Source organism: Streptococcus cristatus (genome assembly GCF_003943515.1).
Taxonomy (GTDB): Bacteria; Bacillota; Bacilli; order Lactobacillales; family Streptococcaceae; genus Streptococcus; species Streptococcus cristatus_D.
Genome location: NZ_RJPT01000007.1, coordinates 62,146 through 82,738 on the forward strand (window position 1 = coordinate 62,146; position 20,593 = coordinate 82,738).

Consider the following 20,593-nt stretch of genomic DNA (forward strand, 5'->3'; position numbering starts at 1 on the left):
TTATCATCGTGAATATCAATTCATTTCAGAAAGGAAACTCAATGCCCTACAAATTTCTACTTTTCGACCTTGATCATACGCTACTAGATTTTGATACGGCAGAAGACATTGCGCTGACTCATTTTTTGGAGGAGCAGGGCGTAACGGAGATCCAGACCTACAAAGACTATTATATTCCCATGAACAAGGGGCTTTGGCGGGATCTGGAGCAGGGGAAAATCACCAAGCTAGAGCTGGTCAATACGCGCTTTTCTCGTCTTTTTGCTCATTTTGGCATTGAGAAGGATGGGGCCGAGCTGGCTCTTCTCTATCAGCAGCATATTGCTCAGCAAGGACAAACTTATGCTGGTGCAAGCGAGCTTTTGGACAGTCTGACAGCAGCTGATTATGAGATTTACGGAGCGACCAATGGCATCACGGCTATTCAGACCGGCCGCATGGCCCATTCCGATATTGCGCCCTATTTTAACCATATTTTCATCTCAGAGAAGATGGGGACTCAGAAGCCTGAAGCTTTATTTTATGAAAAAATAGCAGAGCAGATACCAGATTTTGACCTGTCTCAGACTTTGATGATTGGAGACTCCTTGACGGCAGATATTGCTGGCGCCAATAATGCAGGAATGGACTCTATCTGGTATAATCCCAAAAAGTTGATTAATAATAGCAGTGCGCAGCCGACTTATACGGTATCTTCCTATGAAGAAATTAAAAAATTACTGCTTTGAAAAAAATTCTTGAGCCTGTCAAGAAAAAAACTTGACAGCTGTATTTAATCTGCTATAATAGAACATGTGCTAAATAGCTCAGCTATTTCACCGAAATAAAAAATAAGAAAAGAGAGACATTTTAAAAATGGCAGTAAAAATCCGTTTGACTCGTATGGGTTCTAAGAAAAAACCTTTCTACCGTATCAACGTTGCAGACTCACGTTCACCTCGTGACGGACGTTTCATCGAAACAGTTGGAACTTACAACCCACTTGTTGAAGAAAACCAAGTGACTTTGAAAGAAGATCGCGTTCTTGCATGGTTGGCTGATGGAGCTCAACCTTCAGATACAGTTCGCAACATCCTTTCAAAAGCTGGTGTTTTGAAGAAATTCCACGATTCAAAATACTCTAAATAATAGAAGTGCAGGTTGATATATGGACACGATTGAAAATCTCATTATTGCGATAGTGAAACCTTTGATTTCACAGCCAGATGCCTTAACTATCAAGATTGAAGATACGCCTGAGTTTTTAGAGTATCATCTTGATCTTGATCCAAGCGATGTTGGACGTGTGATAGGTCGTAAAGGTCGTACTATCTCCGCTATAAGGACGATTGTTTACTCTGTCCCAACCGAGTACAAAAAAGTTCGCATCGTCATTGATGAGAAATAAGAAGCAGCGGGGCCATGTGTCCCGCTTTTTCTATGGCCCTTAATGAAACAAGCCGTTAGGCGTAGTTGAATTTAGGGCCTTTGATGCAGTTCGAGCTTCGCGAGAACTAGGTACTTCATTTAAGATAAAAACGAAATGCAGGGGCGAGTTTAGAGAAATTCGAAACCGGAGGACATATGAAGTCAGAAGATTATGCTTGGAATGCTCATGAGCGCAAGTCTTATGAGAATGATCAAGTGATTTTACCGAGCCCTTATAAGCTAAAAATTCTGGATGATGGTGAGAAGAGATTGGAATTGGAGCTTGTTTTGGAGCAGCTTCCTCAGGGGCAACTGGCTCGATGGGCTATGAAAATGGCGTCAAGCTTTATAGCTCTGATAGATATGGAAGATGAGTTTGAAAAGCAGAAGATTTTGACTCAGGTAAGAGAGGTTTTTCAGGCTCGACTTGATGGGAGGGCATCTGCCTATGAACTAAGGCAGGCTGGTTTCTTGGCTAACAAACTGTCGCAGCAAGCCCAATCACAAATCGGTAAATATGCTGCGCGTGTCTTTGCCCAAGCAGTCGCAACAGGCCACATGCGGGGCCATGCTATTGTCGCAGCGGATTATGCCATCAAAGTCAGAAACTTGCGGAGTCCGGATGATTTGCAGCGGGCTGGCAAGGAAAGAGAATGGCAGATAGAGCTAGCCTCTGCTTTTATTAGCTCAGGAAAGGAAACTTTATGAAGCATTTATTTTCACGCTTGTCACCAGCGCAAAAGATTATCTTGTCTTTTCTTCTGGTGATATTCTGTGGCTCCTTGCTACTCAGTCTGCCTTGGGTGCAGACGGCTAGTTCCCAAGCGGGCTATCTGGATCATCTTTTTACAGCTGTCTCGATGGTCTGTGTGACAGGGCTTTTTACTCGATCGGTTGTGGATACATACAATGTCTGGGGGCAGCTCCTTTGCATGTTACTGATTCAGATTGGTGGCTTGGGCATCCTGACCTTTATCGGTTTTTTCACCATGGAAAGTCGGAAAAAGCTCAGCCTCAAGGATCGCCGTATTCTGCGGGATAGTTTTAGTTATGGTCACAATCGTACCTTAGGTCAATTTGTCCGTTCGATTTTTATCACGACTTTTACTATCGAAGGACTGGGTGCGCTCCTTCTCATGATTCGCTTCATTCCTAAGTTTGGTCTGAGAAAAGGGATTTTTAATTCTATCTTTTTAGCCGTTTCTGCATTTTGTAATGCGGGCTTCGATAATTTTGGTAATGATAGCCTACTAGGCTTGCAGACAGATGTTTTGGTCAATATCACCTTGGCTCTCCTCATTATTACTGGAGGACTTGGCTTTATGGTCTGGTTTGACTTGGCGACTAAATTGGGAGGAAAACAGAAGGGGCTTCACTTTCATACCAAGGTAGTCTTGCTGCTGACTGCTGGTCTTCTCGTTTTTGGGACGGTCACGAGTCTCTGGACGGAGTATAATAATCCTGGAACGATTGGCAATCTTTCCTTTGGCGATAAGCTACTGGTCAGCTTTTTCCAGACAGTCAGCATGAGGACAGCTGGCTTTGCTTCCATCGATTATACGGCTGCTCGTCCAGTAACCCTGTTTATCTATCTGCTCCAGATGTTTTTAGGAGGGGCTCCGGGTGGTACAGCGGGCGGTCTGAAAATTACCACCTTCTTAGTTCTTTTGCTTTTCGCTCGTAAGGAGATTTTGAGCTTGCCACATACCAATCTTGGTCGGAGAACGCTGGCTCCTCAGCTAGTGCAGAAGGCTTTTGGTGTGACAGTGATTTTTCAGCTGACATTTCTGCTTGGTCTTTTGGCTCTTGGGCTAGTGACCGATAGCAGTCATCGGTTTATTTACCTGATATTTGAGACTGTTTCGGCACTGGCTACAGTTGGTGTGACGGCCAATATCACTACTAGCCTCAATACAGCTGGTATGATTGTGATTATGCTGCTGATGTTTATTGGACGGGTGGGGCCACTGACTCTCATGGTCAGTCTGAGCCATTATCAACCGAAGAAGGCGACTACCTTGCACTACAGCAAGGCGGACATTATGATTGGATAGGAGAAAAGAAATGGCAAATCAAACAGTTGGAATCCTTGGCTTGGGGATTTTTGGACAGAGTATCATTGAGGCCTTGATTTCTCAAGATGTAGAAATCATTGCGATTGATAATCACGAAGAGACAATCAATCAGTATGAAGACATGATTGCCGTCGGTGTAATCGGGGACATTACTGATATGGAGCTTTTGGAGGCGGCAGACGTTGGTTCCTGTGATACGGTCGTCGTGGCGACTGGAGAAAGTCTGGAATCCAGTGTTCTAGCGGTCATGCATTGTAAGGCATTGGGCGTAAAAAATGTCATTGCCAAGGTCAAGGATGAAGTGACCCAGCAGGTACTGGAAAAGGTGGGAGCTGATTTGGTTATCCTGCCAGAAGTGGAGGCTGGTATTTCATTGGCCAAGACCATCCTCTTTAACCATTCGATTGAGGTTTTCCAGCTGGATGACGATGTAGTGGTGGCTGAGTTTGAGCTGCCTGCTAGCTGGGTCGGGAAAACAGTTCGTGATGTAGACGCTCGTAGGCTGTATCATCTCAATATTATCGGCTATCGTCTAACAAAGAATCAGCCCTTGGAAAGTCAGTTTACTCCAGACTTTGTCTGGCCAGCAGGAGTCAGCATTATGGCTGTGACGGATAACCAACATTTGGATAATTTACGTGAAATAGTAAAGTAGCGGCTGGGAGTCCAATCGGGACCAACTATCAGTAGTTCTTAGGAACTCGGCACCTTACCATCATTTCAGAAAAATAATTACATAAGAGCTCTTCTAGGGCTCTTTTTTGAACCCTTTGGTAAAATTTGTTATACTATCACTAGAAAAGGAGTGATTTTATGAGCTTAACCAGCCAGATCATTACAGCAGATTTTCCAGATTTGGATAAGGTAGAAGCCTTGAATAATGAAGCTTTCCCAGAAGAGGAAAGGATACCGCTCAGTGAATTTTTACGATATGAGGATCAGGAAGATGCTAATTTTTTCGCCTTTTATCATGAAAAGGAGTTTGTTGGTTTTGCCTTTGCCATTTCCAACGATCAAGCCTTTTATGTTAGTTTCTTTGCAATTATGCCTCACCTGCGCAGCCATGGCTATGGCGGTGAAATCATTGAAAAGCTGGTCAATTTCTATCAGCGAACCATGATTTTAGAAATCGAGCGTCTAGATGAGCCATGTGACAATCTGGAGCAGCGTCAAGCTCGCTGGGATTTTTATCACAGCAAGGGCTTCCGTTCAGCCAATGCCTTTCTGGAATATGAGGATCTTAGCTTTGAAATTCTGTATCGAGGGGATTCTTTTGACGAAGAAGCCTACAGAGACATTTTCCACCGACTTCAAGAGGAGAATTATTTCGACTTTGAAATCAAACATAGACGTTTCAGCGATTATTAAATGGAAGTTCTCTGGAGCTCAATGGCGATTTGGAGCAATAAAAGATTGCTTTGTTTTTACTATATGGAGGTTAAAATGAGACTCTGGCATCAAGCACTGATTTCCAAGCTTCCCCGTCCGCAGCTGCTTGGCCAGCATCGGGAATGCTGCGCTCTTCGTGGCAATGGCTGGGGCAAGAAACATGCGACCGTTGACTATGTTTTTACCCACTCTCCTTACTTGCTTTATCGCTACCATGAGCTGATTATGGAGGAGATGAGCAAGCGAGGTTATCGTGTGTCCCCAGAGTGGCTGGAGCGGGACTATCGTGGCAAGACTTGTCCAGCCTATGTGCATCTGGAAGAAATGGCTGTGGCAAGCCCTATTTACCCCGAGCATGACGCGGCTTACTATGAAGAATGCCTGCAAAATCTCAAAGAAAAAGGCATTGACTTATAAGCTTTTCCGCTGTCTGAGCCAGCTGCCTGCCTTGAGAAAAAGCCAGCAAAATGATACAATAAAACGAATAGTAAAAAGATTAACTGGAGTAAAAATGAATTATTTTAATGTTGGGAAAATCGTCAATGCCCAAGGTTTGCAAGGGGAGATGCGGGTTTTGTCGGTGACAGATTTTGCGGAAGAGCGTTTTAAAAAAGGTAATAAACTGGCCCTTTTCGATAAGAAAGACCAGTTTGTTATGGATGTGGAGATTGCCAGCCACCGCAAGGCCAAGAACTTTGATATTATCAAGTTTAAGGGGATGTATCATATCAATGACATCGAGAAATTTCGTGACTTTAGTCTGAAAGTAGCCGAAGAAGACTTGGCTGATTTGGAAGATGGGGAGTTTTACTACCATGAAATCATTGGCCTTGAAGTCTATGAAAATGATGTTCTGCTAGGTACGATTAAGGAGATTCTCCAGCCAGGAGCCAATGATGTCTGGGTGGTCAAACGTAAAGGTAAGCGTGATTTGCTACTGCCTTACATTCCGCCAGTGGTGCTAGGTATTGACATCGAGCAAGGTCGGGTTGATGTAGAGATACCGGAAGGACTGGACGATGAAGATTGATATTTTGACCCTCTTTCCGGAGATGTTTGCGCCCTTGGAGCACTCGATTGTGGGCAAGGCTAGAGAAAAAGGCCTCTTGGAAATCAACTACCATAATTTTCGAGAAAATGCGGAAAAATCTCGGCATGTGGATGATGAGCCTTATGGTGGCGGTCAGGGCATGTTGCTGCGGGCTCAGCCTATTTTTGATGCCTATGATGCTATTGAAAAGAAGCAGCCGCGCGTAATTTTGCTGGATCCTGCTGGACGGACTTTTGACCAAGCCTATGCTGAGGAGCTGGCTAAGGAAGAGGAGCTCATCTTCATCTGCGGTCACTATGAAGGTTATGATGAGCGGATCAAGACCTTGGTGACGGACGAGATTTCGCTAGGTGACTATGTCCTGACCGGAGGAGAATTGGCGGCTATGACCATGATTGATGCGACAGTTCGCCTAATTCCAGAGGTTATTGGGAAGGAAGTCAGTCACACGGATGACAGCTTTTCGTCTGGACTATTGGAGTATCCTCAGTACACTCGTCCTTATGACTATCGGGGCATGGTTGTTCCGGAAGTTCTCATGAGTGGCCACCACGAAAATATCCGCAAGTGGCGTCTTTATGAAAGTCTGAAAAAAACCTATGAGCGTCGTCCCGACTTGCTGGAAAACTATGAATGTACAGCCGAAGAAGCCAAAATGTTGGAAGAAATTCGAGCCAATAGTAGTGATAGTGAACATTAGTTCTTTCTATCAAGTAGCAAAATTTAGATATCGATTACTCAAAGCCACGTTTGTGGCTTTTTTATTTGGATGAAAGTCTGGAAAATTTTTGAAAAAATTCAAACTTCCTTCTTGACAGAAAAAATAAAAAGGAGTATTATCTTAACTAGTTAATAAACCAGTTAACAAAAGAGGCTATTTTTGAAAGCAATTCTTGGTAAAGAATGTTTTGAAAATAGTTATTTCTTTGAATGATTGCTAAACTGGTTAAGGAGTTGAAATGAAAATCAAAAGAGTTTTGATAGCTTTAAGTCTAGTCTTACTGGGGCTTGGCCTTGCTTCTTGTAGCAAAAAGGAAGCAAGTGGTGCTGGCAGCAAACGCGGGCTCAATATTGTCACGAGTTTTTACCCGATTTATTCGATGGTCAAAGAAGTCTCAGGAGATTTGAACGATGTACGGATGATTCAGTCAGGCGCAGGAATTCATGAATTTGAGCCATCAGCCAGTGATGTAGCGGCTATTTATGAAGCAGATATCTTTGTGTATCATTCGCGGACTTTGGAGTCTTGGGCTGGTAGTCTGGATCCTAGTTTACAAAAGTCCAAAGTAGCGGTCGTAGAAGCTAGCAACGGGATGCAGTTGGACAAGGTGGCTGGCTTAGAAGAAGTGTCTGCTGAGGAAGGGATTGATGAAAAGACCCTCTATGATCCACATACTTGGCTGGATCCTGAAAAAGTGGCAGAAGAAGCACAACTCATCGCTCAAGCATTGTCCAAGCTAGATAGTAAAAATGCGGATACTTATCAGAAAAATGCTCAAAAATTTGCAGAGAAGGCAAAGGCCCTGAGCCAAAAATACCAAGGAGTCTTTAGTGGGCTAGATGAAAAAACTTTCGTGACCCAGCATACGGCCTTTTCTTATCTAGCCAAACGTTTCGGTCTCAAGCAACTAGGGATTTCAGGGATTTCGCCAGACCAAGAGCCTAGTCCAAGGCAGTTGACGGAGATACAAGACTTTATCAAGACCTATAAAGTCAAGACGATTTTTGTCGAGAGCAATGCTTCTTCTAAGTTGGCTGAAACCTTAAAGAAGGCGACAGGAGTCAACCTAAAGGTGCTAAATCCTCTCGAAGCAGATCCTGAAAATGATAAGACTTATCTTGAAAATTTAGAAGATAATTTAGAAATTTTAGCGAAAGAATTAAAACATTGAGGTGGTATATGAAAAAGAAATATATTATTAGTTCAGTTGCGGTACTAGCTACACTAGGTGTGTGCGGTTATGCGATCATGCAGTATCAAGCAGATAAGCCACAAGAACAAGCAACAAATCGAGTGGCTTATGTAGAAAAGAAATCTACAAATAAGCAGGACAATAAATCTCAAAAAGCCGAGAAATTGACACCTGAGCAAATTCAGGCCAAAGAAGGCATTACTGCTGAGCAGATCGTTGTCAAGATTACGGATCAAGGCTATGTGACTTCACATGGTGATCACTATCATTACTATAATGGCAAGGTTCCCTTTGATGCAATTCTTAGTGAAGAGTTGATTATGCGGGATCCAAATTATCAATTGCAGGAATCAGATATTGTCAACCAAGTGAAAGATGGCTATATTATCAAGGTTGCAGGCAAATATTACCTATATCTGACAAATGCCAAAGAAACCAGCAATGTTCGTTCAGTTGATGAAATCGCACGGCAAAGACAGATTCATCCTAGCAAGGAAGAAGGCGAAGGCGGTTTAGAAGCTAAATCGAGTCAAACTGTTAGCAGAAAAACGCAAGATTTCAGTCGTCCAAGTGCCGCTTATGCTGCAGGAAAGAGAACCTATCAAGCAGAAGGCACTGCATCGAGTCGGAGCAATGGCGCTTATACAACAGATGACGGCTATGTTTTCAGTCCATCTGATGTGATTTCGGATACAGGAGATGGATTCCTTGTGCCACATGGTGGTCATATGCATTATATTCCTAAAAGTGATCTGTCGCCAGGTGAGTTAGCAGCTGCCCAAGCCTACTGGGATTCCTTGCAGCGAGGCAAGCAAGCAGCTACTCCAGCTGAAAATCCTAATACAGGAGGAGAAGCTTCTGCTCCTACAGCTAAAGCATCGGAAAATCAACATGCAGGAACTGCGACTAAGCCAGCGCATCAAGCTGATAAGGGACAGACTGCTAAGCCAGCTCAACCGTCCAAACCTGCCCAAGCGGATGCTGGGCACGGAACCAAACCAGCTGAAAAAGCAGAAGATGCACCATCAAGTTACCAAACCTTACTTGAGAAACTCTACCGTACACCAAAAGAAAAACGCTATGTTGAAAAAGATGGTCTTGTCTTTGATCCAAGCAAAATCGTTAGACGGACCGCAGAAGGAGTGGCCATTCCGCATGGAAATCACTACCACTTTATCCCTTATAGCAAACTGTCTGCTCTAGAAGAAGAAATAGCTCGGAACATTCCTGTTGCTGGTCAGAAGACTTATCCTAAGGCTGCTGCAAGTACACCAAGCCAGCCTAGTCAACCAGCGAATCCAAGTCAGCCAGCCAAACCAGCTGATAAAGACGAGCACGACCATGGTTTCCATGCTGAACATGTCATCTCAAAAGATGAGGAAGGTTACGTTGTCCAACACGGCGGCCATGCACATTATTTCTTCAAAAAAGATTTGACCAAAGATCAGATTGCAGCGGCAGAAGCCAACCTGGCTAAGCACAAAGATTCAAGCCAGTCTAGTCAAGTCAGCACAGAATATGACCGTTTTTCTCGTGACGCCAGTGACGAAGAGAAAATCGCTTATATTTCTAAGACTTATGGCGTACCGCGTGAAGCAATCAAGATTTCAAAAGGTTTCTTTGTCTTTAATAATCCAGATCAAGACTACGATCCGACACATATCCATCCATACGCTGTTCGAAAAGAGCACGTTCGGATTCCTCTAGAAACTGGAAATCCAGAGCTGGACTTCCTAAACGAGCTTTATACAACAGCCCTGCGTTCAGGTCTGTCTCCGTACAGTATTCAGGTGGAAAATGGTCAGTTTGTCATTCCGCATGGCGATCACAACCACTACATTCGTGTCCAATCCAAAGGATTGAATCTGGGCTTGAAGAATAAAATTCCAGCCTTACAATCAGCTTATCAAGAAGGAGGCTATGATGAAAAGGCTGTTCTTGAAAAGGTAGATGCCCTCTTGGCAGCTAGCCGAACCATTTATGCTAAAGACTTGCTCATGCAGCGTCGAATCGAGCTAGCTCTCGGTAATTTTGTAGAAACCATGAAGCAATTGCCAAGCAACTCAACAGAGGGCTATCTGGCAAGCCTGGATCAATTTGATAAGCACTACATTCATGTTGATGAAAAAGCGAAAACGGAAGAGCTGACCGAAGTTGATAAAAAATATCAAGAATTGGTTGACAAGATCAAACGTTTGGAAACAGACAGCTACAATGTGAATAAAACCAACTTGCTCGGTGAATTGCAGACAGCTAAGGTAGAAAAAAATGAAGCTAAGATGGCTGAGATTGAGCAGCTATTGGCAAGTCTGCAAGATTATCAAGACCGTACAGGAGTGACCTCTGTTGAGTATCTCAAAGCTTTCTATCTCGCAGTTGATGATGCTCGTTTGCAGCCAGAACTTCGTAAGAGAGTTGCTGATTTGACGCTTAAGCTTTATAAATCTCAGGCCTTTATCGAAGCGGTCGACTTGAAAGCTCTTTTCTTGGAACTCTATCAAACCAAGCTCGAAGTTGATAAGGCTCTGGCAAGTGGCGAGGCAGCTTCAGCCAAGGATAAAACGGTTCTGGATACCGAAAAGCTGGACGATCACAGTTATAAGACGGCTATCTATGGTTTCTTAAAAGAATTGTACGGAGAATTTGCACCGCAGCCTACAGAGGAAATCTCAGAAGAAACTCTCCAAGCTCTCTTCCAAAAAGGTCAAGAACTTTTGGAAAAAGTAACGGATTCGACTCTGCAAGAAAATTATCAAAAGCAACTCGCAGCACTTCGAACTGATTTGCAAGAAGCACGCAAAGATAGAGAAACAATCTTAGCAGAAACGAAAACGCTCTTGGCTCAAATCGTTGAAACCTTAAAAGAACAGCAAGCATCTGCAGCGCTCAAGGATAAAGAGACCTATCTTAAAATTTACAATTTGCTAATGTCCGCCCACAAGATGCTTGAGGAACAACAGGGGACAGATGAGCAATTTGCCAAGGTAGATGCTCTATTTGATAAATTATCTGATCCTAATGAGGACAAAGCAGCTCTGCTAACCGAAACAGAAGCGTTCTTTAATCAGCTTCAAGCCAACAAGCAAGCTCCTACTGAGGCTAAAACTGAGATGGAGGCTAGTCCGGCTGAGGAGACTAAGGAAGAAAAAACTAGTGAGTCTCCTGAAGAATCAGTGGAAGAGTCAAGCTCACCAGCTACTCCTAAAGTAGAAGAAGCGAATGCAGCAGTTCCTTCAGAAAAAGAGGCTGAAAGTCAAGTGACATCAGAAGCAAATAAGCAGTAAAGAAATTTTTTCTAAATAAATGGAAATAAGGAGCGGAAGAGGCGAAAAATGCTTTAAATCCGCTCTATTTCTACTTTATTAGGATAGAGAGTTCGATTTTTGTCATAAAATTGTAATAGAATTTCTATTTAAATGATATGGTTTTGACTGGTTTAACCAGTCATTTTATGTTAGTATTATAGCATAGGACTGATTGTAAAATGATACATGTGCTATTAGAAGGAGATGTCTATGGACAAGAAAATTGGTAAATCTGTTGTAGCAACAGGCATTGCAGCGACAACGATTATTTCTGGTGCGCTCAGCCATCAGGTAAAAGCGGATGAACTTGTTGAGTCAACTGCTACGAAACCAAAGGCAACAGCAGTTACCGAGAAACCAATTACAACAGCGGATGTAGCAGAAGCGAAGGAAAAAGCGGATGCTGCCAAGAAAAATGTAAATCAGCAACAAGAGCAAACTAAGAAAGCTGAAGCAGACCTTGAAGGAGCCAAAACAGTAGTTTCAGAGGCTCAAGAGAAAGTGGCTACAGCTACTGAAAATGAAAAGGCAGCAACTGAAGAAAACATTTCTCAAGCAGAGACCAATGTAAAAAAAGCTGAAGAAGAAGTAACAGCAAAATCAGAAACTGTCAAAGAAGCAGAAACTGCAGTCCAGGAAGCAAGTCAGGCAGTTAAAGACCAAGAAAATACAATTGCTGGTCAACAATCATTGGTGGATGTGGCAGAATCTGAACTAAACAAAGCCAAAGAACCAGTTCAAGCAGAAACTGCAGTTGTAGAAACTGCTAAAAATCAGGAAAATCAAGCTCAGACAGCTGTGGATCATGCTAAAAATGAACTAGCAAAAGCGGAACAAGCAGCAAGTGTTGCACCGCAAAATCAAGCAGAAATCCAAAATAAAATCAATCAAACTCAAGCTAACTTAGAGCAGACCAAGCAATTGATTGCTGCAACAAATACAGAGTTGGTGCATGAACAGAAAAATGCAAGTACAGCACCGGTTGATTTACGAAATACGACCTATTCGCAATTTTTAGAGAATATTCGAGATAATTCGAATAATGAAGCCGTAAGAAATGCTGCAGCTGATGCTTTAGCTCTTTACAAACGTGGTCAGAATGAATTTAAGATCACGGTTGGTTCAGATCCATCTAGCCCAGCCAGCTTGGAAAATAACTTGCAGGCTTTGGAATTGGTTAAGGCTATCAATGCTTACCGTCGTAATGCGGGTCTCCCAGAGCTTTTGGTGGATCCATATGCTAATGTTGCCAGCCAAATTCAGACCTTGTACTTTGAGAAGGAAAATTGGCACATGGGCAAGCTGATTGGCAATGAAAACGTAGCTATTAGCTTCGATCCTCAAGGTGCGGTTAATTTCTGGCATAGTGAAAAAGCCTTGTATCAGAAGATTGCTGCTCAATACGGCTTGCCAACTGATGAAAGACAACTGGATGCCAATGATATTTATATGAAGGTAGGGCCTAACGTCTTTGCGCAAATCGGTCACTATGTCCAAATGATGGATAACAAGGCCAATGCTATTTCTGCAGCATATGACACTCATCCAAATCAGTTTGGAACTCCATACGGAACTTCAGAAGTTGGATTCCATAATGTTCGGAATTTCAATCAAAGAGTTAATAATGGCACATTGCTAACCGTTGAGGCGATGGAGAAACTTCTCCGCAGCGGCGGCAGTCGTGGGGCTGCTTCAAGTGCCAATGTGACAGCCTTGAAGAATCGCTTGGCAGAGTTACAAGCGCAAAAAGTTAGTCAAGAGTCTAGCCTGAATCTTTTAAACAATCAGTTGACAGATTCATACAAGGCACAGAAAGATCGTGCGGCTGCTGTTGTAAAAGCTAAACAGAATCTTGAAGCTGCTGAGAAAGCCTTAGCTCTGACTCAACAAAACTTGTCAGATAAAAAAGCTGCTTTGAAGTCAGCAACAGCAAGAATCGCGTCTGCCCTTTCTCCATATCAGGCTAAATTGCAAAAAGCTCAGGCAACCTTAGTAGAGGCTAAGAATCAGCTCGCAGCTTTGAAGACGGCTGAGGAGAACAAGAATAAGGCACTAGAAGCGGCTAAAGCTGAATTGGTCGCTGCTCAAAATCGTGTAGCAGCGGCTCAGAAGAAAGTTTCAGATCTCAAAACAGCTCCACAACAATTGGAAAAAGCTAAGCAAGACTTGGCTGCAGCAGAAGCTGACTTGAAGGCTAAGCAGGCTGTTGCTGAGACTGAGAATGCAAAATTAGTTGATTTGCAAACAGTCTACAATGAATTGCTAGCAAATTACAATTATTTGCTAGACCTTCTTCCAAAAGAAGTGCGCCAAGCCCTAGTATCTGCCACTACAACTACTTATCAAGCAAATGGTGGACTTAATTTTGCAGCAGCAGGTGCAGGTAGTCAAACGGTTCTGACTTCGAATGCAAATTCAGTTTCTCAAGATGAGAAGGATGCATCGGTTGAAACATTGGCTAACGTATCTACTCAAGCTCAGCCAAAAACTGATAATAATACTAATGCTCCAGCAACTCCTAAAGCTTCGCCTAGCCAGTCAGTTGTCCTTCCTAATACAGGAACGGAAGCGGAACAGTTAGCCTTCCTTGGAATGACTCTCGGTGCAGCTCTTCTCGCAGGTGCAGTGAAACATCGCCGCAGAAAAACTTTATAGTATATAATAGTGAAGTGAGTGTTACATCTCACTTCATTTTTTATTGGCTAATTAGTTTGATTGAAACAAATTTAAGAAGAAAATTTTTTGAGACTCAAATAATTCTTAAATTTAGCTAGAAAGCACTCCTTTTATCTGCTTTTCAGGGGATATCATGTTATAATAGCAGAGGATTTTATACAAAAAGAGGAACTTATGACTAAAAAAGCTATTCTAATGATGACCTTTGGATCGCCAGAGGGCTATACTTTTGAGGATATTGCAGAATTTTTCACGAATATCCGTCGTGGTGTGCGGCCTACTGATCAGGAGATTCAGCACCTTCATGATAATTATCAGCGTATTGGTGGCAGTCCCCTGCAACGCATCACACGGGCAGAAGTTGAGCTGGTGAAAGAAGCTTTAAAGGGAGAGTATGCTGTCTATTTTGCTAATAAATTTTCTCGCCCCTTTATTCCAGATGTTATTAAGCAGATGGAGAATGACGGGATTGAGGAATGTATCTGCTTGATTTTAGAACCGCATTATTCTTTTTACTCTGTCATGGGGTATGAAAAATTTATTACGAGCCAGACAATTAAATTCCATATTATCAAAGAATGGTATCAGGCTGAGGACTTGCTTCGCTTTTGGGAGGAAGAAATCAGGAAAATCTTGCAAACGCAAGTCAAAGATGAAAGTTTTAAGGTCATTTTCTCAGCTCACAGTGTGCCAGTTTTAGCACTTGATTTTGAAGATCCATATATTGATCAGATTATTGAAAACTCACAGTTGATTGCACATCGGCTGGGCCTTGCTCCATCTGAGTATACCAATACCTGGCAGAGCGAAAGCGATATTGGATTGCCGTGGATCAAGCCAGATGTTTTAGAATATCTCCGAGATCAAACGAACCATCCGCAACATTATATCTTTGTCCCAATCAGTTTCATCAGCGAACATATCGAGGTGCTGTTTGATAATGACGTGGAGTGTCAGGAATTGTGCCAAGAACTCGGTGTCGCTTATCATCGTCCACCAATGCCTAACATAGACTCCCGTTTGATCGCTGCATTATTAGCGACTATTCGTCAGCATGAAACAGAAGAGCTTCGATACATGCATCCAGAAGAAACAACCTTTGACGAATTGGCCCCTTCAGAAGAAAGTAATCAAATCTTAAGCGAAACGGAAGAACTTCAAATGCCTGAATTTGTCAAAAAGTTGATAGAGAAAAAGGGCAGAGAAAATGTCAAAATGCCTTATTTCATAAAGAAAATGTTAGAAAAAAGAGCGCGAGAAACAAAGTAAGTCTATAGCCTAGAAATAAACATTTGTAACGAGCAATGATCATGAATTGTTAGGAAAGTGCATGTTCTAGGAAATTGAAAAATTTCTATTGAAAAGATAGGGTTTTGGAGAAATATGTCTACAAACAAGCTAATCCAATCCAAGCTGGAACTGTTGCCGACCAGTCCTGGCTGTTACATTCACAAGGATAAAAATGGAGCCATTATCTATGTCGGCAAAGCCAAGAATCTGCGCAATCGGGTCCGTTCTTATTTCCGTGGCAACCATGATACCAAGACGGAAGCGCTGGTTTCCGAGATTGAGGATTTTGAGTTTATTGTTACTGAGTCTAATATTGAGGCTCTCCTCCTAGAAATCAATCTAATCAAGGAAAATAAGCCCAAGTACAATATCATGCTCAAGGACGATAAGTCCTATCCTTTTATTAAGATTACCAACGAGATTTATCCGCGTCTAATTATCACGCGCCAAGTCAAAAAGGACGGTGGACTTTATTTTGGTCCATATCCAGATGTTGGTGCGGCCAATGAAATCAAGCGCCTGCTCGATCGCATTTTTACATTCAAAAAATGTACCAATCCACCTGCAAAAGTCTGTTTTTATTATCACTTGGGGCAATGCGAAGCCCATACGATTTGCAAGCGGGATAGCCAGTATTTCAAGAATATGGCTCAGGAAGTGTCGGACTTTCTCAAGGGTCAGGACGACAAGATTATTGATGAGCTACGTGATAAGATGAATAAAACAGCTGCAGCCATGGAGTTTGAACGGGCGGCTGAATACCGCGACCTGATTCAGGCTATTGGCACCTTGCGCACCAAGCAGAGGGTCATGGCTAAAGATTTGCAGAATCGTGATGTCTTTGGCTATTATGTGGACAAGGGTTGGATGTGCGTGCAGGTCTTCTTTGTGCGCCAGGGTAAGCTGATTGAGCGTGATGTCAATCTTTTCCCTTATTACAATGATCCCGACGAAGATTTCCTGACCTATATTGGCCAGTTTTACCAAGAAAAATCCCATCTCAAGCCCAATGAAATCTTGATTCCAGCAGACATTGATGAAGAAGCTGTCCGGGCCGTTGTGGATACCAAAGTAGTCAAGCCTCAGCGAGGCGAGAAGAAGCAGTTGGTCAATCTGGCTATTAAGAATGCTCGGGTCAGCCTCCAGCAAAAATTTGACCTTTTGGAGAAATCCGTTGAGAAAACGCAGGGCGCTATAGAAAATTTAGGGAAGCTCCTCAATATTCCGACACCCGTTCGGATTGAGTCTTTCGATAACTCCAATATCATGGGGACCAGTCCCGTATCGGCTATGGTCGTCTTTGTCAATGGTAAACCTAGCAAGAAGGATTACCGCAAATATAAGATCAAGACCGTGGTAGGGCCAGACGACTACGCCAGTATGCGAGAAGTTATCAAGCGTCGCTATAGTCGGGTGATACGTGACGGGCTGACGCCACCAGATCTGATTGTCATTGACGGTGGACAAGGCCAGGTCAATATCGCTAAAGACGTTATCCAGAACCAGTTGGGGCTTGATATTCCTATCGCTGGACTTCAAAAAAATGACAAGCACCAGACCCATGAATTGCTCTTTGGTGATCCTCTTCGAGTCGTAGAACTGTCCCGTAATTCGCAGGAATTTTTCCTCCTCCAACGCATCCAAGATGAGGTTCACCGCTTTGCTATTACCTTCCACCGCCAGCTTCGATCTAAGAATTCTTTCTCATCGCAACTTGATGGTATCGAAGGTTTGGGGCCAAAACGTAAGCAAAATCTCATGAAGCATTTCAAATCACTGACCAAGATTAAAGAAGCCAGTGTCGATGAAATCGTCGAAGTGGGCGTACCGCGAGCGGTGGCAGAAGCTGTGCAGGCAAAACTCAATCAAACAGAGCCATCCCGACCTTTGTTAGAAGTGGCGGAGCCCTTAGCAGAATTGGATAGTTAATATATAAACTAAGACCGTGAAAACGGTCTTTTGTAGTATAATAGGAAAGAAGTGAACCAGAATGGAGAGTCAATTATGATTTCTTTAGAAAAGTCAAATCAGTCTGAAGTTGAAAAAATTTGCTTTCTTGCGTAAAGATTTTATGAAATAGGATGATTACATGACACAATTTGAAGATAAATTTATGGAAGTTTAGGTCAGTATGGTTTCGTTGACACTGGAATAGAAAAATAAGGCTATACAACTTCATGAAAAACCTCTGCAAGCTCTTTCAATTTGTGGTAAAATAAGAGTAACAGAAATTAGAAAAGGAAACCAATTATGAAATTTCTTGAATTAAACAAAAAGCGTCATGCGACTAAGCATTTCAATGACAAACCGGTAGATCCTAAGGATGTCCGTACAGCTATTGAGATTGCGACCTTGGCACCAAGTGCTCATAATAGTCAGCCTTGGAAGTTCGTGGTGGTGCGTGAGCGAAACGAAGCCCTATCGGGCATTGCTTTTGGCTCCAACCAAGATCAAATCAAGGGAGCTCCAGTGACAATTGCCCTCTTTACAGATACGGATTTGGCTAAGCGGGCACGCAAGATCGCGCGTGTCGCTGGGGTAAGAAATTTTTCTGATGAACAGCTTCAATTTTATATGCAAAATTTGCCAGCTGAGTTTGCTCGCTATAATGACCAACAAAAGAGTGATTATTTGGCCCTTAATGCTGGCTTAGTAGCTATGAACCTTGTTTTGGCCTTGACTGACCAAGGTATTGGCTCAAATATCATCCTAGGCTTTGATAAATCAAAAGTCAACGAAGTTTTGGAGATTGATGAGCGTTTCCGTCCGGAACTCTTGATTACCGTTGGTTATACAGACGACAAGCTAGAACCTAGCTATCGTTTACCAGTTGACGAGATTATCGAAAAGCGTTAATAAAGTAAAAAATAGAAATCGCGATTTAATTTTTAAAACATACTTTAAATCGAAGTGTTTTATAGAGGTGAGAAAATGACAATTGATTTTAAAGCAGAAGTTGAAAAACGTAGAGAAGCTCTGTTGGCAGACTTGTTCTGCCTTTTAGAAATTAATTCAGAGCGGGATGATTCTAAGGCAGACAAGGAGCATCCTTTTGGACCTGGTCCTGTAAAGGCCTTGCATAAGTTCTTGGAAATTGCTGAACGTGATGGTTACCCGACTCAAAATGTGGACAATTATGCTGGTCACTTTACTTTTGGTCAAGGAGAAGAAGAACTGGGTATCTTTGCCCATATGGATGTGGTACCTGCTGGAAGTGGTTGGGATACAGACCCTTATACACCGACGATTAAGGATGGCCGTCTCTATGCTCGTGGTTCTAGTGATGACAAGGGACCAACTATGGCATGTTACTACGGTTTGAAAATCATCAAAGAATTGGGCTTGCCGGTTTCTAAGCGCGTGCGCTTTGTGGTGGGGACAGATGAAGAGTCTGGCTGGAAAGACATGGAGTATTACTTTGCTCATGTAGGCCTGCCTGAGCCTGATTTCGGCTTCTCACCAGATGCTGAGTTCCCGATTATCAATGGTGAAAAAGGTAATATCACAGAGTACTTGCATTTTGCTGGTGAAAATGCTGGCGCAGCACGCCTGCATAGCTTTACTGGCGGCTTGCGGGAAAACATGGTTCCTGAGTCTGGTACAGCTGTCTTGTCAGGTTATTTGCCAAATCTAGTTGATAAATTGGAGCAGTTTGCTAAGGAAAATGGGCTGGACTTTACTTATGAAGAATTAGCTAATGGCCAAGTCACTGTGACCATTATCGGTAAGTCTGCGCACGGTGCTTCTCCTCAGTCTGGTGTCAATGGTGCAACCTATTTAGCCAAATTCCTAACGCAGTTTGACTTTGCTGGCCCTGCTAAGGATTATCTAGATGTGGCTGGAAATATTCTCCTAAATGACCATGAGGGTAAGAACTTGAAGATTGCTCATGTGGATGAGAAGATGGGAGCTCTGTCAATGAATGCGGGCGTTTTCCGTTTTGACGAAAACAAGGCCGACAATACAATTGCCCTCAATATTCGCTATCCTAAGGGAACTAGTCCAGAAGCCATTCAAAATGTTTTAGAACAGTTGCCGGTGACTAAAGTGACCTTGTCTGAGCATGGACATACTCCTCACTATGTACCGATGGAAGATCCGTTGGTGCAGACCTTGCTAGCTGTTTATGAAAAACAAACTGGACTGAAGGGTCATGAGCAAGTTATCGGTGGTGGTACCTTTGGACGCCTCTTGAAACGTGGTGTTGCTTATGGTGCGATGTTCCCAGACTATATCGATACTATGCACCAAGCCAATGAATTTATCGATGTGGAAGATCTCTTTCGCGCGGCTGCCATTTATGCTGAAGCCATTTACGAATTGATCAAATAAAATAAGAACTCATTTGGCTATGCCAGGTGAGTTTCTTTTCAAGGGAGGAAATATGATGCAGACAATAGAAGATATTACCAAGGCCATTATAGCAGACCCACAGAATAAAGCTTTTACAGAACAGGGGATCACCCCACTCTTTGCGGCGCCTAAGAATGCTCGGATTAATATTGTCGGTCAAGCGCCGGGCTTGAAAACCCAGCAGGCAGGGCTTTACTGGAAGGACAAGAGTGGTGACCGACTGAGAGAGTGGCTGGGTGTTGATGAGGAAACTTTCTATCAGTCTGGATATTTTGCGGTTCTGCCCATGGATTTTTATTTCCCCGGGCATGGTAAGTCTGGAGATTTACCGCCTCGTAAAGGCTTTGCTGAGAAATGGCATCAGCCGATTTTAGAGCTCCTACCAGATATTGAGTTGACTATCTTGATTGGCCAGTATGCTCAGAAATATTATCTGCATCAAAAAGGTACGGTCAAGCTGACCGAGACGGTCCAGCATTATCAAGACTACCTACCCGACTTTTTTCCCTTGGTACATCCATCGCCCCGCAACCAAATCTGGATGGCGAAAAATCCTTGGTTTGTGGCAGAAGTGGTGCCAGAATTGCAAGCATTGGTACAAAAGATTATTCATCAATAAAGGAGGGAAGCTATGGATGCTTATCAACAAGTAGCTAACAAGTTGCAAGAGTTGGGGATTACCTTTGATGTAGTGGAGCACCCACCTGTATTTACGACAGAGCAGGCAGATAGCTATATTGAAGGAATGGAAGGAGTCCGGACTAAGTCCATGTTTTTGACCAATAAAAAGAAAACTCAATATTATCTGCTGATTATGGATGACCAAAAGAGTCTAGATATGGACTTGTTTAAAGACTTGGTCTCAGCCAATCGTATTCGTATGGCTTCAGCTGATTCTCTCTTTGAAAAAATGGAATTGCCACCAGGAACGGTATCGCCCTTCGGGCTTCTGAATAATCCAGAGCGAGACATTCAGGTCTATTTTGATAAGGACATTGTATCAGAGGATATCATGACTTTCCATCCCAATACCAATGAAAAGACGATTTTTTTCGCCACCCAAGATCTTTTTAAGTTCTTGACTCATCTGGGCTATGATTATCAAATTTTGGAACTTTGATTTTTAAAAATGCT

Annotated in this window: 19 protein-coding genes; all 19 read left to right on the forward strand. The window is 42.9% G+C overall.

The features are described from left to right. The first annotated feature begins 41 nt into the window (after positions 1-41). The 19 genes from pynA (at position 42) to D8791_RS07390 (ending at position 20,579) form a co-directional block, all read left to right on the forward strand. Entirely contained in the window at positions 42-728 is a 687-nt protein-coding gene (gene pynA / locus D8791_RS07300) for a pyrimidine 5'-nucleotidase PynA (protein ID WP_125447033.1), read from the forward strand. A 127-nt stretch (positions 729-855) separates the two neighbouring features. Further along, positions 856-1,128 (forward strand): 30S ribosomal protein S16, encoded by a 273-nt coding sequence (gene rpsP, locus D8791_RS07305; RefSeq protein WP_005590447.1) that lies wholly within the window; start codon positions 856-858, stop codon positions 1,126-1,128. Between the two features lie 19 nt (positions 1,129-1,147). Continuing rightward, entirely contained in the window at positions 1,148-1,387 is a 240-nt protein-coding gene (kphA, locus tag D8791_RS07310) for an RNA-binding protein KphA (RefSeq protein ID WP_005590445.1), read from the forward strand. 176 nt (positions 1,388-1,563) lie between these two features. After that, positions 1,564-2,115, forward strand: a complete 552-nt coding sequence (locus D8791_RS07315; protein ID WP_125447035.1) for a putative immunity protein — start codon at positions 1,564-1,566, stop codon at positions 2,113-2,115. Next, positions 2,112-3,461, forward strand: coding sequence for a TrkH family potassium uptake protein (locus D8791_RS07320; protein WP_125447037.1), 1,350 nt, complete (start codon positions 2,112-2,114; stop codon positions 3,459-3,461). The genes D8791_RS07315 and D8791_RS07320 overlap by 4 nt, the downstream gene beginning before the upstream one ends. A 10-nt stretch (positions 3,462-3,471) precedes the next feature. After that, positions 3,472-4,137 (forward strand): potassium channel family protein, encoded by a 666-nt coding sequence (locus D8791_RS07325; protein WP_032909706.1) that lies wholly within the window; start codon positions 3,472-3,474, stop codon positions 4,135-4,137. A gap of 158 nt (positions 4,138-4,295) precedes the next feature. Then, positions 4,296-4,850, forward strand: a complete 555-nt coding sequence (locus D8791_RS07330) for a GNAT family N-acetyltransferase (protein WP_125447039.1) — start codon at positions 4,296-4,298, stop codon at positions 4,848-4,850. 75 nt (positions 4,851-4,925) lie between these two features. After that, a complete protein-coding gene (locus D8791_RS07335) occupies positions 4,926-5,288 on the forward strand; it encodes a TIGR02328 family protein (protein ID WP_125447041.1) in 363 nt (120 codons plus the stop codon). A gap of 94 nt (positions 5,289-5,382) precedes the next feature. After that, positions 5,383-5,901, forward strand: coding sequence for a ribosome maturation factor RimM (rimM, locus tag D8791_RS07340; RefSeq protein ID WP_125447043.1), 519 nt, complete (start codon positions 5,383-5,385; stop codon positions 5,899-5,901). Continuing rightward, positions 5,891-6,622: a tRNA (guanosine(37)-N1)-methyltransferase TrmD gene (gene trmD, locus D8791_RS07345; RefSeq protein ID WP_125447045.1), complete on the forward strand. Its 732-nt coding sequence runs from the start codon at positions 5,891-5,893 to the stop codon at positions 6,620-6,622. The genes rimM and trmD overlap by 11 nt, the downstream gene beginning before the upstream one ends. Before the next feature lie 259 nt (positions 6,623-6,881). After that, on the forward strand, positions 6,882-7,814 hold the full coding sequence (locus D8791_RS07350) for a metal ABC transporter solute-binding protein, Zn/Mn family (RefSeq protein WP_125447047.1): 933 nt from the start codon (positions 6,882-6,884) through the stop codon (positions 7,812-7,814). Between the two features lie 8 nt (positions 7,815-7,822). Further along, complete coding sequence (locus D8791_RS07355; protein WP_125447049.1) at positions 7,823-11,119, forward strand: pneumococcal-type histidine triad protein; 3,297 nt, start codon at positions 7,823-7,825, stop codon at positions 11,117-11,119. Between the two features lie 231 nt (positions 11,120-11,350). After that, a complete protein-coding gene (locus tag D8791_RS07360) occupies positions 11,351-13,795 on the forward strand; it encodes a CAP domain-containing protein (RefSeq protein ID WP_125447051.1) in 2,445 nt (814 codons plus the stop codon). 195 nt (positions 13,796-13,990) lie between these two features. Beyond that, positions 13,991-15,085 (forward strand): ferrochelatase, encoded by a 1,095-nt coding sequence (gene hemH, locus D8791_RS07365; protein ID WP_125447053.1) that lies wholly within the window; start codon positions 13,991-13,993, stop codon positions 15,083-15,085. A gap of 114 nt (positions 15,086-15,199) precedes the next feature. Then, a complete protein-coding gene (gene uvrC, locus D8791_RS07370; RefSeq protein ID WP_125447055.1) occupies positions 15,200-17,035 on the forward strand; it encodes an excinuclease ABC subunit UvrC in 1,836 nt (611 codons plus the stop codon). A 321-nt stretch (positions 17,036-17,356) separates the two neighbouring features. Continuing rightward, complete coding sequence (locus D8791_RS07375; RefSeq protein ID WP_125447057.1) at positions 17,357-17,962, forward strand: nitroreductase family protein; 606 nt, start codon at positions 17,357-17,359, stop codon at positions 17,960-17,962. A 75-nt stretch (positions 17,963-18,037) separates the two neighbouring features. Next, the gene (gene pepV, locus D8791_RS07380) at positions 18,038-19,438 is read left to right on the forward strand and encodes a dipeptidase PepV (RefSeq protein WP_125447059.1); all 1,401 of its coding nucleotides are present in this window, start codon (positions 18,038-18,040) and stop codon (positions 19,436-19,438) included. A 55-nt stretch (positions 19,439-19,493) separates the two neighbouring features. Further along, a complete protein-coding gene (locus D8791_RS07385) occupies positions 19,494-20,078 on the forward strand; it encodes a uracil-DNA glycosylase family protein (protein ID WP_125447100.1) in 585 nt (194 codons plus the stop codon). A gap of 12 nt (positions 20,079-20,090) precedes the next feature. After that, positions 20,091-20,579: a prolyl-tRNA synthetase associated domain-containing protein gene (locus D8791_RS07390; protein ID WP_125447061.1), complete on the forward strand. Its 489-nt coding sequence runs from the start codon at positions 20,091-20,093 to the stop codon at positions 20,577-20,579. Positions 20,580-20,593: the final 14 nt, after the last annotated feature.